The sequence below is a fragment of the Paenibacillus sp. FSL K6-1217 genome (genome assembly GCF_045040735.1).
Lineage (GTDB): Bacteria > Bacillota > Bacilli > Paenibacillales > Paenibacillaceae > Paenibacillus_AQ.
On the sequence record NZ_CP150271.1, the window covers coordinates 5,792,745 to 5,807,349 of the forward strand.

The following is a 14,605-nucleotide window of genomic DNA, read 5'->3' on the forward strand; positions in this document are numbered from 1 at the left end:
ATAAGAAACGGGGTGGGCCTATGAGTCTACAGGAAGAGATTATTGCTGCTCTGGGAGTGAAGCCGGAGATTGATACAGCGGCGGAGATACGTAAGCGCGTGGATTTTTTGAAAGCGTATGTGCTTCAGGCGGGGGCCAGAGGTCTGCTGATTGCGATTAGCGGCGGTGTGGACAGCGCGGTGGCTGCGGGTCTGTGCAAGCTGGCGACGGACGAGCTGACGGCTGATGAAGGCAAGGAATATATGACACTCGGGGTATTCCAGCCTTACGGGGAGCAGGAGGATATTGAGCATAGCTATGCGGTGGCCCGGGCTTTTGAGCTGACCCATACGGTGGAGACCAACATCGAAGAAGCGGTGAACGAGATTGCGCTGGAGGTTGAGCATAGCCTGAAGGCTCTGGGCCAGCACAAGCATATTACCCATCAGGGCAAGGGGAATGTAAAAGCGAGAACGCGGATGGTGATGCAGTATGCGCTTGCTTTTGAGAACAATCTGCTGGTGGTGGGTACCGATCATGCCTCTGAAGCCATTACCGGGTTCTATACGAAGTGGGGCGATGGCGCCGTCGATATTACACCGCTGTCCTCCCTGAACAAACGTCAGGTACGGCAGCTGGCTGCGGCGCTTGGCGTACCGGCGGATGTCGTGACCAAAGCGCCGACGGCCGGACTCTGGCCGGGCCAGACAGATGAGACGGAGCTTGGAATCACCTATGATGAGAACAGCGATTATCTGGAGGGGAAGACGGTCAGCCCTGAAGCCGCTGAGAAGCTGGAGCGCTTCTTCCGGAGAACGGCGCATAAGCGCGATAGTATTCCGGGAATCTAAGCAGGTTATGCCGGAGCCGCCGGAGCGCTGCGTTTGATGCAGCCGCTCCGGCGGTTTTTGTTCAAATATAAGAATTTAAACTATACTGTTATTCCGCCAGCACCCGGTCGATGAACTCACGGGAAGCTGCTATCGCCTGCTCCAATTGCGGGGTAGTTCCGGCAAAAGGATGAACGGTGCCAAAGGTATGATTGCCCCCCGGTATCTGAACCCACTGGATATCCGGCCGCAGCCGGACTAATTGCTCGGAGCCGCGCCGCAGATGCTCTGCGTCCTCACTGCCTTGAATCAGGACAACGGGGAAGCTGGCCTGCTTCATGCGCACAACAATATCATAACGCTCCGCCTGCTGCTCCAGATCTTCTATAATTATGGCATCCAGCGGCATTTGCTGTCCTGTCCGTCCGTTGAGCACGTGGGTCCGGCCCTTCTGCCGCATCTCCAGCTTCTGCTGCTCGGTGAACAGGTCCAGGTTAGTGATCCCGTTCCAGGAGATAACCCCGGTGATTTCAGCAGGATGATCCAGTGCGTAGAGCAAGGAATCGCCCCCGCCCCGGCTATGCCCTAACAGGAAGAGGGGGAGGCTGCCGAACCTGTGGTGCTGGCTCAGATAAGAGAGCAGGATCTCCATATCCTTGATCTCACGCTGGTAGGTGTTGCGGGCGAACTTATCCAGCTCGGTGAAATTCTGCAGATCCTCGCCGATTCCGGCATGGGAGAAGTTGAAGCTGATCACTTCATGCTCGTCGCTGAGCGCCTGTGCCGCATACGGGAACATCCCCCAATCCTTGAAGCCTTTGTAGCCGTGAGCGATGACCACTACACTTCTGGCCTCTCCCTGAGCAGGGAAATGGGAGCAGCGCAGCACCGCATCCTCTCCTGCGGGTAATTCAAAATTACGGGACATAAGGTATTCTTCCTTTCCTGGATATCTTGGAACGACCGGTTTGACTTCATATACCTGATTTACCTGATTACATGATTACCTGATTTGCGCGTAATAGACTTTCGCTTTTTTTTCTTTTAAGATAGCAGAAAGCTGGCGCTAAGACTATTATTAATAATACTTGGCCAAGAGCAGACAGGCTTCACTGTTACAGGAGATCTGTGGCAGCCCTAGCAAGATCATATCATTAGACGCAGGGTAAGGATAGAAGGTAAAATAAGAGGGTTAAGGAATGCATAGCCAGGAGAGGTGAGGGATGGTGATTTACGGAATCGGACATGATCTGCTGGAAATCGGCAGGGTTGCCGGGATTGCAGAGAGCAGTCTGGGCAACCGGTTCACCCGGAGAATTCTGACCGGGCAAGAACAGGTGCTGGCCGCAGGCAAAGGCGCTAATATGACGGAATTTATCGCCGGGCGATTCTCGGCCAAGGAAGCAGTTGTGAAGGCGCTTGGCTGCGGCATCGGTCAGATTGTGGGTTTCAAGGACATTGAGATTCTGCCGGATGCGCTGGGCAAGCCGGTAGCCACGCTGTCGGCGGAGGCCTGGTCCCGGCTGGGGCTGCCGAAGCAGGAGCATATCATTCATCTCACGATTACGCACAGCCGCGGACTGGCCTCGGCCTTCGCGGTGGTGGAGCGGACGTCCGGCTACAGCCTGTAACTATATGAACGGCAAGGAGAATAACAATGACGACAGATGAGAAGCACATAGAAGCGCAGCAGGAAGCCAAGTTATTCTTCAGCCGCTTCCTGCTGGAATGGTATCACCTCCAGAAGCGGGACCTGCCATGGCGGCGCCACCGCAACCCGTATTACATCTGGATCTCGGAGATCATGCTGCAGCAGACACGGGTGGATACGGTAATTCCTTATTTCAACCGGTTCATTGAACAGTTTCCGACCGTGGAGGCGCTCGCGGATGCGCCGGAGGAAGAGGTGCTGAAATGCTGGGAAGGTCTTGGCTACTACTCGCGTGCCCGGAACCTCCAGCATGCCGCGAAGCAGGTGAAGGAGCTGTACGGGGGGCAGGTACCGGATGACCGCGATGCCGTATTCGGCCTTAAGGGCGTAGGCCCGTACACAGCCGGTGCTATTCTAAGCATCGCGTTCAACCGGCCGGAGCCGGCGGTGGATGGCAATGTGATGCGGGTCTTATCCCGGTATTTCTTGATTGAGGATGATATTGCCAAAGGGCCGACACGCGTGAAAATGGAGAAGCTCGCCGCCGAGCTGATCCCCGAAGGGGAGGCGGGCAGCTTCAATCAGGCGCTGATGGAGCTTGGCGCGCTGATCTGCACGCCGAAATCACCGCGCTGCCTGCCGTGCCCGGTGATGGAGCACTGCGCCGCGCGGCTGGCGGGCTGCGAGGCTTCGCTGCCCGTCAAGACCAAGGCGAAGCCGCCGCGTCCGGAGGAGCGGCTGGCCGCCCTGGTGGAGGGCCGCGGCGAGCACGCGGGCCGGGTACTGATCCGGCAGCGGCCGGCTAGCGGGCTTTTGGCCCGCATGTGGGAGCTGCCGCACTGGCCTGCGCCGCCTGCTGAGGCCGGGGGCGCGCGCGGTGCGCTGCTGCCGGAAGCGGCAGCGCTGGACCGGCTGCGCCGGTCCATGAGCCAGGCCGGGATACACGCCCGGCCTGAGGAGCACTGGATGGCTGCGGAGCATACATTCAGCCATATTGTGTGGACCCTGCAGGTGTACCGCTGCAGGGAAGAGGCGGCGCTGCCGCTGGCAGCGGAGAGCCGCGCCGTGTATGGGGCGGCGCCTGCGGAGCGCGGCGGCAGCTTGCAGGCCGCGGACGCTGGGGCAGCGCAGGCGCAGCGCGGGGACGGCCCGCTGGGCGCGGAGGCCGGGGCGGTGCTTGCGGCGCTGGGGGCACAGCCGCCGGAAGACGCGCCGCTGGCGCTGTTCGACAGCGGGGATGCCGCGGCCGATGCGGCAGACAGCGGTGCGCAGCGCTGGATCAGCCGCGAGGACATGAAGAACTACGCCTTCCCGAATGTGTTCCTCAAGCTGCTGAACAGCTATTTCGATGAGCAAGGGAAGTAGTCTCTAAGCCACAACCACTAGGCTATTTCGTGCTGAGCCGTGCAGTTCGCGGAGGGACGAGCATCACTGCTGCTGGTTGCAGTGTAAAGATCAGTATGTTTGGTGCTAGACGGGGGTTCTTCTCTCGTGTTCTCACCAACTCTGCAACGGCTGCCGTCCTTTTAAAGAGAGTGCTACCATTTCCGTATGCTGTTGCACAAATGTGGGAGCATCGGTTATAAACAAACTGGAATTAAGTGTTACCGCACCTAAAACCGCCGAAAGTACAACACATGCACCACAGAACGCGCCGGAATTAGGCTGCAAAATTCCATTAAATGTACCGGAAGTGAGCGGGGGGCGCAATCAAAGGATGGTAGCAGAAATGAGGGGCACAAATACCCCTAAATTCGGCGAAAGCTGGAGACTGGCACGAATAAAGGGCCATTAAGCATCATCCCCACCCCCCGCGCCCTGCCCCCTGTCACAACTCCTGCTCCAACCAATCTCCCACCCCGCCCCAGTCCCCGCACCCATCCGCCCGGATGTCAGCTGCCATAAGCAAGAACGTGAGACCAAGGAGGTAAAGGATGAAGACGATTACCATATATGATATCGCCAAGGAGGCCCAGGTGTCCGTAGCCACAGTCTCCCGTGTCCTCAACAATACAGCTCCGGTCAAGGAGAGCACCAGAGAGATCATCATGGCTGTGATTGAGAAGCATCAGTTTCAGCCGAACGCGCTTGCCCGCAGTCTGCTCAAGAAGGAGACCGGGACCATCGCCATGATTCTGCCTGACATCACCAACCCCTTTTTCCCGGAGGTCTTCTGGGGAGCCGAGAATGTGGCCCGGGAGAAGCGGTATACCTTCTTCCTGTGCGATACAGCGGGGGACCATAGCCGCGAGTCGGAATATCTTAGCATTCTTCGGGAGAAAAGAGTGGACGGGATTATTTTCCTGGGCGGCAGAATTAACCTGAACCAGTGTCCGCCGGCGTTGTCCCAGGAGGTAGTGGAGCTGTCCAAGCATGTACCGATTGTACTGGTCAATGGCAATCTGCCCCGAAGCGGCCTGCACCGCATTTACACCGATGAAGAGGAAGGGGCGGCGCTGGCCACCCAGCACCTGCTGGATCTGGGACACCGGAGGATCGGCTTCCTCGGGGGGATGGAGGAGACCTCCACAACCCAGGTGAAGCTGAAGTCCGTCCGGATGAAGCTGAAGGAGCAGGGGCTTGAGCTGCGCAAGGATTGGGTCATGTTCCACGACTTCTCGATCGAGGGCGGGCGGAAGCTGATGGACCGGATGCTGGAGCAGGAGGACCGGCCGACGGCGGTGCTGTGTGTGAATGATTTTACGGCTATCGGCGCGTTGAAGTCGGCAACCCAGCATGGGCTGCGGATACCGGAGGATCTGTCGATTGTCGGCTTCGATGATTCGCCCTTGTCCAGAGCGGTGATTCCGGAGCTGACCACGGTGTCGCAGAACACCAATGAGCTGGGTGAGCTGTCGGTAGAGATGCTTCATGAGCTGATCAGCGGCAGAAAACCCAGGAAACGGACGGTGCTCCAGCCTAAGCTGGTGGTACGGGACAGCACGGGACGCCCGAAAAAGTCCGCAGAATAACCCGCAGATTACACGCAGAATAGTCTACTACCGGAATTTGCGTACCGGGCAGGTCTGCTGCACAGTCCATTGAGCATGTTCATCCAGGGCCGGTCAAGAACTTTCCAGGCGTATGTGGAGGCGTCAGCACGAGGGGGCCTGTATTCTGGAAAGTTTTTGGATTGAAGCGCGGATCGGCGTGCCTGGCGGAGTGAATTTTTGGAATTTGTGTAAAGTAGGATTGACCGGGGGATAACCAGAAGTTATAATGAAATGGATTTCATGAAACCCGTTTCATTATTTTTCGATTTTTGAGTAAGCGGTTACTCTGGCGGTACATATGGGACAAGGAGATTTTGCGAATTTACTGATAATTTGAAAAGTATAAGGATTCGCAGCCATAACCCACCAGTTACCCTGATATTCCCACGAGAGAGGCACCGCCCGTATCCAAGTTCATTTATTTCCAGGTTTTCTTTTCATCACTTCAAGGTTTATCTTCAAGACTTTCCTTAATGGCTTATATGCTGGCATCCGCCACTATATAAATATGACATTGGAAGGGAGCGGGGTACGGACGCATACAGGCTTGGATTAGCTTAATATCACTGAAATTAGGGGAGCGTGGCGAACAGTGAAACAGTTGAAGAAGAAAAGCTCGGCTTGGTTAATGCTGCTGACAGCCGTAGTTACACTTGTAACCGGTTGCAGCGGGGGCAACAACGCGTCTGCACCGGCAACACCGGCAGCGGAGGCGACTCAGGCTCCGGCAGCCAGTGAAACGGCACCGGCGGCAACGGAAGCGCCCAAGGAGGAGCCGGCGGCCGACCTGAACGGGCGGGAGATCCGCATCTCCCACTGGTGGGATGCCACTCCTGTCGGGGATTCAGAGGCAGATGAGCTGGCCCGCGAGCGGATCAAAGCGGTGGAAGAGAAATACAACGTCAAGATTAAATACCTGAATACAGAGTATTGGTCCACCGCCGAGAAGCTGTCCTCTTCCGTTATGGCGAGCGATCCGTTTGCCGAGATTGTCCGGCTGCCGGACGGATTCATCTGGGGCCTGATGCATGGAGGCTTCCTTACACCGCTGGATGATTATCTGAAGGATTCCCTCATCGAGCCGAGTGTAATTGATTCCATGCGCTTCGGCGGCGACAAGGTCTATGGCCTGGAGAGCTGGTACAGTCCGAACGACAGCGGCGTGTTCTACAACAAGCGTATTTTCAAGGAAGCAGGCCTGAAGGACCCGCAGCAGCTGATGGATGAGGATAACTGGAACTGGGATACGATGCTGGAAGCGGCGAAGAAGTTGACGATTGACAAGAACGGGGACGGCAAGATGGACCAATACGGTCTGGCCGGAGCCCATTATGTGATCTCGGAGCTGCTGATCGCCAGCAACGGCGGCAAAATCTACGACGAAGCTACCCAGAAGGCGGTCTTTGATTCACCGGCATCCATGGAAGCGCTTAACTTCCTCCATAAGCTGTATACGCAGGATAAGGTGTTCAAGCCGAACGAAGGCAATGACTGGGAAGACCCGGCCAAGTATTTTGGAGAAGGGACCGTTGCGATGTATCCTGGCGGCCTGTGGGAGATCGAGGGACGTATTCTCGGCAAGATGAAGGATGAATGGGGATATGTCTATATTCCAAAAGGACCGCAGGCGGATAAGTACTACGATCCGCTGGGCCAGACGGCAGCCTACGCCATTCCCAAAGGGGTCAAGGATGCGGAAACAATCGTGAAGATCTGGGAGGATCTGCAGCCGTTCGACAGCTGGCAGGAGAACCGCAGATTGTCGATGGAGAATGTGTTGCCGGATGAAGCCTCAATCACCAATGCGATGAATGATGCGGGTAAGGTGGAGCGGGTCTTCGGCGGACGCTACGGCGGTCTTGGCGTCAAGGATCAGCTGGATAAGGTGACTGAGAAATTCCTCAAGGGCGAGGTCACGCCGTCCACCGGGGTTGCCCAAGTGATAGGAACAGCGCAGGCCGCAGCCAAGAAGGTACTGAGCGGCGAGCAGGATAAAGAGAAGAAATAGCTGGACAGACAGCTCATAACAAGGAGAATTCCTGCTTGCCTATGGCATACCTTCTTGTCTTGTGCCATACCTGCTTGTCTTATGCCATTCCTGCTGTGCCAGAAGAACCGGCAGCCGCCCTTCTAGGGCGGCATAGCCTTGTGCGCTTGAGATATAAGAATGTATATGTCTCACACAATAACTCATGCGCTGCAACGGTACCGTCTTTCCAAAGGACGGCAAGGCCGTTACCACTCGAAATGTAACGAGCTGCATCTGTATCACTCTTAATTTGCAAGTCTGCTAGAGGAGGGAACCCGAGTGAGAATGTCATTATCCCGGCGGGCGCTTCACCGGACACTGGTAACCGTCATGCTGATCTCCATGATGGCGCTGCCTGCGGCAAGCGCAGAGCGGCCTGCTGCCGAGGTGCAGGGTGTAACGGGGAACGGGCAGGAGGTGCGGCAGCTGCCAGAGGGCAGCTATGAGCATTATCTGCAGCAATACGAGGGCGAAGAGCAGCCCCGTGAAGAAATTATGCTGAAGGGAGCCGATTATACAGGGGCCGAGGCAATGAGCCCGGAGGTGCTAAATGAGCTTGGCGGGGAGACGGGAAGATACGTCAGAACGGAGGAGAGCGGTTCGGTGGAGTGGCAGGTGGATGTGCCGAAGACCGGGCTATACCACATCTCTGTCCGGTATTATCCGGTGAAGGGCAAGAGCTCGGCCATTGAACGTGAGCTGCTGATCGACGGCAAGCTTCCGTTCGCCAGTGCCCGCAATCTGTCCTTCGGGCGGATCTGGGTCAATGAGAATCCTGAGATTCAGCAGGATAACCGGGACAATGACCTCCGGCCGCGCCAGATTGAAGCTCCGGCCTGGGAGGAGACGCTGCTGAGAGATACGGAGGGCTACTATGAGGAGCCTTATCAATTCTATTTTCCCGCCGGACGTCACACCTTGACGCTGGTGTCGGGCAGAGAACCGATGGTCATCGACTATATTAAGCTGCACAGCTACGCTGCACCCGCAACCTACGCAGAGGTGAAGCAGACTTACGAAGCGCAAGGGTATAAGGCCACGAGCGGCCATACGGTTAAGGTGCAAGGGGAAGCGGCTGCCTACAAATCCTCTCCAACCCTGTATCCGGTCACGGACCGCTCAAGCCCTTCGACAGAGCCTTACGATGTCTCCAAGATCAGAATGAACACGATTGGCGGCAACAACTGGCGCGTACCGGGCCAATGGATCGCCTGGGAAGTCGAAGCGCCGGAGGATGGTCTCTACAACATTACAATCAAGGGCAGGCAGGAGCTGCTAAGAGGGATTTATTCCACACGCTCCCTGCGGATTGACGGAGAGATTCCGTTCCGGGAAATGCTGCAAATTCCGTTCTACTACGATTCGGATTGGCAGATGAACCGGCTGGGGAACGGGACAGAGCCTTATTTATTCTATTTGAGCAAAGGAACTCACGAATTGCAGCTGGAGGTCAGCCTTGGGGCGATTGCGCCGCTCTTGCGCCAGGTGGAGGCCAGCGTGCTGGATATGAATGCCATGTACCGGAAAATCCTGATGATCACAGGCAATGTGCCAGATCCTTACCGCGATTACCGGCTGGAGGAGCAGATCCCGGATATGACGGCGGTCTTCCGTGAGCAGAGCCAGATTCTATACGGCGTATCGGAAGAGCTGGTCCGGCTTACAGGTGAGAAGAGTGATAAAACTGCAACCTTGAATAAAACTGCCTATCAGCTGGCGGACATGGCCGACAAGCCGGAAACGGTGCAGAAACGGCTGGCGCAGTTCAAAATCAATGTCGGCAGCGTAGGCTCCTGGATTCTGGAGGTACGGGAGCAGCCGCTGGAGATTGATTATCTGCTGCTGTCTTCGCCGGATGTGAAGCTGCCGAAGGCGAATGCTTCGGGGTTCAGCAAGCTTGTGCATGAGGTGTCGTCCTTCACCTATTCGTTCTTCGAGGATTACAACACGATTGGCAATACCACGGAGAACGGCGAGACCCTTGATGTATGGATCGGAACCGGCCGCGATCAGGCGCAGGTGCTGAAGGCAATGATTGATGATACATTTACCCCGCTCACCGGCATAGGGGTCAACCTGAAGCTGGTGAGTCCGAATGTGCTGCTGCGCGCCTCGCTGGCCGGGGAAGGCCCGGATGTGGCGATGCAGGTCGGCAATGATATGCCGGTGAACTTCGGGATGCGCCAGGCGGCGGAGGATCTGTCGAAGTATCCCGGCTACGATGAGGTGGTGAAGCAGTTCAGAGACAGTGCGCTCGTGCCGTACCGGTTCGAGAATCAGGTCTTCGCCCTGCCGGAGCAGCAGATCTTCAACATGCTGTTCTACCGCAAGGATATTCTGCAGGAGCTGAATCTGCAGCCGCCGCAGACCTGGGATGAGGTCTACGCGATGATTCCGGTGCTGCAGAAGCACCGGATGGATATGGCGCTGCCGCTCGCGCAGACGACAGGCGTGCCGGTACTGGAGGTTAACCGCGCTTATGCCATGCTGCTCTATCAGATGGGCGGATCCTTTTATCTGAATAACGGAGCCAAGAGCGGACTCGATACCGAGACGGGGCTGGCTGCCTTCAAGAACTGGACCAATTTCTATACCAGCTATAAGCTGCCGCTGATCTTCGACTTCCCGATGCGGTTCCGTACCGGCGAGATGCCGGTCGGCATTCAGGACTATACCTTCTATAACTATCTGAGCGTATCGGCGCCGGAAATTAAGGGATTGTGGGAATTCATTCCGGTTCCGGGCACGAAACAGCCGGACGGCAGCATCCGCAGGGATGTTGCCAGCGGGGGCACCGCCGCGCTTATGCTCAAGCAGGCCAAGAATAAGGAGGCGGCCTGGGAATTCATGAAGTGGTGGGTAGACAAGGATTCGCAGGTCCGCTTCGGCCGGGAGATGGAGGGCCTGATGGGCGCGGCTGCGCGGTATCCGACCGCCAACGTTGAAGCGCTTAAGGAGCTGCCGTGGCCGACAAGCGATTACCGCCATCTGGAGGAGCAGTGGCAATGGGTGCAGGGTGTGCCTGAGGTGCCTGGTGGTTACTTCACAGGCCGCCATCTGGACAATGCCCTGCGCGAGGTCATCAACAATGGAACGAACACCGCCGATGCCCTGTACGATTATGTGCAGGAGATCGACTATGAGATTGATCAGAAGAGAGCAGAGTTCGATTTGAAACGAAGGGAATAGGGAGGGACTCTTGTGCAGAAAGTGAAAAATACGGCCGAACCCTTGATTCAGCCCCGGCTGTCCCCTTCCGGGCTGCGTAATTACTGGGCATTGTTCGGCAAGGATGTGCGGCGGGATAAGCACCTGTACGTCCTGCTGGCTCCATATATGGTGCTGTTTCTGTTGTTTACCGTACTGCCGGTTGTTATTTCGATCATCTTCAGCTTCACGCACTTCAATATGCTGGAGATGCCGCGCTGGATCGGCTGGGAGAATTACTCCAAGCTGCTCTGGAACGATGATGTGTTCCTGATCGGGGTCAAGAATACGCTCATTTTCTCGGTGGTTACCGGACCGGTCAGCTATATCGCCTGTTTTCTGTTTGCCTGGCTGATCAACGAACTGAATCCCAAGCTCCGGGCGTTTATGACCCTGATCTTTTTTGCGCCGTCGATCTCGGGGAATGTCTTCTTCATCTGGCAGATTATCTTCTCCAGTGACTCCTACGGGATCATCAACGGTCTTCTCATGCAGCTTGGCGTAATCTACGAGCCGATCCAATGGCTGCAGGACCCCAAGTATATGCTGGGGATCATCATGCTGGTACAGCTCTGGCTAAGCCTGGGGACCAGCTTCCTGGCCTTCATCGCCGGACTGCAGACCGTTGACAAGACGCTGTATGAAGCAGGAGCCGTGGATGGCGTCAAAAACCGCTGGCAGGAGCTGTGGTTCATCACCCTGCCTTCCATGCGTCCGCAGCTGATGTTCGGCGCGGTCATTCAGATTACGGCGTCCCTGGCGGTTGCCGATGTGGCTATGGCGCTGGCAGGCTTCCCGAGTGTGCAGTACGGGGCGCATACGATCGTAACCCATCTGGTGGATTACGGTACGATCCGCTTCGAGATGGGCTACGCCTCGGCGATTGCCACCGTGCTGTTCGTAATGATGCTGGGCAGCAATCTGATTGTTCAAAAGCTGCTGAAGAGGGTGGGTGAATAAGCGGGATGAAGTTGGCTCTACGTCTGAACAAAAAAGTTAACCGTTCCTGGCAGGTCGACGCCCTGCTGTTCCTGGCCCTGGCCGGATTCGGCTCCTTCATGGCGATTCCGTTAATTTATGTCATTAACAATGCGTTCAAGCCGCTGGATGAGCTGTTTATTTTTCCGCCTACGCTGTTTGTACGGAATGCTACATTTGAGAACTTCGCCAATCTGTTTCAGGTGATGAAGAATTCATGGGTGCCGTTCTCCAGATATATATTCAACACGGTATTCATTACCGCAGCCGGAACGGCCGGACATATCCTGCTGGCCTCGGCGGCGGCTTATCCGCTGGCGAAGCATAAATTCCGCGGCTCTAAGGTGCTGTTCACCGTGGTTGTTCTGTCGCTGATGTTCTCGCCGCATGTCACCGCGATACCGAATTATATGATTATGTCCGCGCTGGGATGGATGGACTCCTACCAGGCGGTTATTGTTCCAGCCTTTGCCTATCCGCTTGGACTCTATCTAATGAAGCAGTTCATGGAGCAGATCCCGGATGCGCTGCTGGAGGCGGCGAAGATTGACGGAGCCAGTGAATACCGCATCTTTTGGCAGGTCGTCATGCCGCTGGTGAAGCCGGCCTGGCTGACGCTGCTCATCCTGATGATGCAGATGCTATGGGGCACGGACGGCGGCAGCTTCATCTACAGTGAGCAGCTCAAGACGCTGCATTATGCGATGGGCCAGATTATTCAGGGCGGGATCGCCCGTGCAGGAGTCGGGGCCGCGGTAGCGGTGATTATGATGACGGTGCCGATTGTGACGTTCATTCTGTCACAGAGCAATGTGATTCAGACGATGGCTTCGTCCGGCATGAAGGACTGAGGCGATGGAGGCGTTAGGGTTGAGAATAAAGTCATCGATACTGGTGCTTGTATCCGTGCTGCTGCTTGCGGGCTTATGTCCTAAGCCGGCCGGGGCGGCGCCGTATGAAGGATATACCTACTCCTACTGGGGCGAGGCGGTTCAGTCGCCGATTGCTTATCTTCCTTCGAGGGCCATCACCGGGCAAGAGGCGGGGACGGGAGCCTGGAACGCTCCGGGGGACCTGTTTGTTTCGGCTGAGGGGCTGCTCTATGTACTCGATTCCGGGAACGGGCGGATTGTGGTGCTGGATCAGGAGTGGAACACACTCCGCGTGATCGAAGGCTTCCGTAACGGGGATCAGCAGGACAGCTTCAATAACCCGGAGGGGATCTTCGTTACGGACGCCGGCCGGATCTACGTGGCGGACACGGAGAACAGACGGCTGGTCGAGCTGGACGGAGAAGGGAGCTTCGTGCGGGAGATCGGAGCGCCGAAGGCGGATGTGATCGGAGCGTCTTTTGAGTATTTTCCGCGGAAGGTGATTGTGGATAAGGCAGGCCGCATCTATGTGGTCGGCAGAGGGGTATACGAAGGGCTGATCGAGTTCGACAGCGACGGGCAGTTCACAGGCTTCATGGGCACGAACAAGGTGCAGTTCGATCCTGTGGATCTGTTCTGGAAGTCGGTATCGACCAAGGAGCAGCGCGAGAAGATGGTGCAGTTCATTCCGCTGGAATTCAATAATCTAGATGCCGATGAAGATGGCTTCATCTATACCACTACCGTGGATAAGAAGACCTTCTCTCCTGTAAAAAGACTGAATCCGTCTGGCATCGATGTCCTGCGGGTCAGCAGGGAGATCCCGCCGATCGGCGATCTGAGCCTGGACCGCTCCGCCTTCATTGACATTGATGTGACCGGAAGCGGTGTCTACCGGACACTGGACGCCACGCGCGGGCGGGTCTTCACCTACAATGATGACGGCAAGCTGCTGTATGTCATCGGCCAATTGGGCAGCCAGCTCGGCACGTTCAAGAACCCGGCGGCGGTGGAGAGCGATGGGGATGCGCTCTATGTGCTGGACCGTGATCTGGGGAGAATTACCGAGTTCACGGTGACCCGCTTCGGCAGCATGGTCAATGAAGCCAACACCCTGTACAGCTCCGGCAAGCATGATGAAGCCGCGAAGCTGTGGCGGGAGGTGCTGAAGCTGGATGCCAACTATGAGATGGCCTATGTCGGCATCGGCAAATCGCTGCTCCGCCAAGGCGAATACAAGGAAGCTATGACCTATCTGAAGCTGGGCAATGACCGTGAATATTACTCCAAGGCGCTGGGCAAATACCGCAGGGAATATATGCGCGATCACTTCAGCCTGTATATGACCGGAATGCTGGCCGTGCTGCTGGGCGGCTACGTCATCGTCCGCCTGGTGAAGCGGCCGAGAAAAGGAGGGAGGGTTCAGGATGCCGTTTCTTAAGGACATTAAATATTCACTGCATGTAGTAGTCCACCCCTTCGACGGATTCTGGGATCTGAAATACGAGAATAAGGGCAAGCTGCGCATGGCACTGGGCATTCTTATATTCCTTACCCTGACCATGATTGTGAAGCGCCAATATGTAGGCTATGTGGTCAATTATAATCACCCGCTTGCCCTGAACAGCATCAATGAGCTCAAGTATATTATTTTCCCGTTCCTGCTCTGGTGCCTGGCGAACTGGTCGCTGACAACGCTGATGGACGGGGAAGGGAAGTTCGGAGAGATCGTCATTACGACAGGCTACGCCCTGCTTCCGCTGATTCTGATCAACATTCCCAACATCCTGCTCAGCAACGTGATTACGCTGCGGGAGGCTTCCTTCTATCATTTGCTGGATGCTGTTGCCACGCTGTGGTTCATGTGGCTCTTGTTCATCGGGACCATGACGGTTCATCAATATACGGTGCTCAAAACGATTACAACCATGCTGCTGACACTGGCCGTGGTGGGCATCATCATCTTCCTGGGCCTGCTGTTCTTCAATCTGATCCAGCAAATTGTCAGTTTTGTATATACCGTCTACCAGGAGCTTTCACTTCGCGGATAAGAAAGGAGGAGCCAG

General features: G+C 56.2%; 11 protein-coding genes. 10 read left to right on the plus strand and 1 reads right to left on the minus strand.

Annotated elements, in window-relative coordinates; translation table 11 throughout:
• Nucleotides 1–20: 20 nt before the first annotated feature.
• Entirely contained in the window at nucleotides 21–830 is an 810-nt protein-coding gene (nadE, locus tag MHH28_RS25635; protein WP_405106752.1) for an ammonia-dependent NAD(+) synthetase, read from the plus strand.
• A gap of 88 nt (nucleotides 831–918) precedes the next feature.
• Here the strand turns inward: nadE and MHH28_RS25640 are convergent, their stop codons facing one another.
• Nucleotides 919–1,737, minus strand: a complete 819-nt coding sequence (locus MHH28_RS25640) for an alpha/beta hydrolase family protein (protein WP_405106754.1) — start codon at nucleotides 1,735–1,737, stop codon at nucleotides 919–921.
• A gap of 298 nt (nucleotides 1,738–2,035) precedes the next feature.
• On the opposite strand from MHH28_RS25640, the gene acpS reads away from it, so the two are divergent.
• The 9 genes from acpS (at nucleotide 2,036) to MHH28_RS25685 (ending at nucleotide 14,590) form a co-directional block, all read left to right on the plus strand.
• On the plus strand, nucleotides 2,036–2,440 hold the full coding sequence (acpS, locus tag MHH28_RS25645) for a holo-ACP synthase (protein WP_405117251.1): 405 nt from the start codon (nucleotides 2,036–2,038) through the stop codon (nucleotides 2,438–2,440).
• A 26-nt stretch (nucleotides 2,441–2,466) separates the two neighbouring features.
• Nucleotides 2,467–3,825 (plus strand): A/G-specific adenine glycosylase, encoded by a 1,359-nt coding sequence (gene mutY, locus MHH28_RS25650; RefSeq protein WP_405106756.1) that lies wholly within the window; start codon nucleotides 2,467–2,469, stop codon nucleotides 3,823–3,825.
• Nucleotides 3,826–4,394: 569 nt separating this feature from the next.
• A complete protein-coding gene (locus MHH28_RS25655) occupies nucleotides 4,395–5,432 on the plus strand; it encodes a LacI family DNA-binding transcriptional regulator (protein ID WP_405106758.1) in 1,038 nt (345 codons plus the stop codon).
• Between the two features lie 613 nt (nucleotides 5,433–6,045).
• Nucleotides 6,046–7,461, plus strand: a complete 1,416-nt coding sequence (locus tag MHH28_RS25660) for an extracellular solute-binding protein (RefSeq protein WP_405106760.1) — start codon at nucleotides 6,046–6,048, stop codon at nucleotides 7,459–7,461.
• 306 nt (nucleotides 7,462–7,767) lie between these two features.
• Nucleotides 7,768–10,671, plus strand: coding sequence for an extracellular solute-binding protein (locus tag MHH28_RS25665; protein ID WP_405117252.1), 2,904 nt, complete (start codon nucleotides 7,768–7,770; stop codon nucleotides 10,669–10,671).
• A 72-nt stretch (nucleotides 10,672–10,743) separates the two neighbouring features.
• Nucleotides 10,744–11,649 carry a carbohydrate ABC transporter permease gene (locus MHH28_RS25670; protein WP_379258976.1) on the plus strand — a complete coding sequence of 302 codons (906 nt, stop codon included), beginning with the start codon at nucleotides 10,744–10,746 and terminating at the stop codon, nucleotides 11,647–11,649.
• A 5-nt stretch (nucleotides 11,650–11,654) separates the two neighbouring features.
• Nucleotides 11,655–12,518 (plus strand): carbohydrate ABC transporter permease, encoded by an 864-nt coding sequence (locus tag MHH28_RS25675; protein ID WP_405106762.1) that lies wholly within the window; start codon nucleotides 11,655–11,657, stop codon nucleotides 12,516–12,518.
• Between the two features lie 19 nt (nucleotides 12,519–12,537).
• Nucleotides 12,538–13,980 (plus strand): tetratricopeptide repeat protein, encoded by a 1,443-nt coding sequence (locus MHH28_RS25680; protein ID WP_405106764.1) that lies wholly within the window; start codon nucleotides 12,538–12,540, stop codon nucleotides 13,978–13,980.
• Complete coding sequence (locus MHH28_RS25685; RefSeq protein ID WP_405106766.1) at nucleotides 13,967–14,590, plus strand: Yip1 family protein; 624 nt, start codon at nucleotides 13,967–13,969, stop codon at nucleotides 14,588–14,590. The genes MHH28_RS25680 and MHH28_RS25685 overlap by 14 nt, the downstream gene beginning before the upstream one ends.
• Nucleotides 14,591–14,605: the final 15 nt, after the last annotated feature.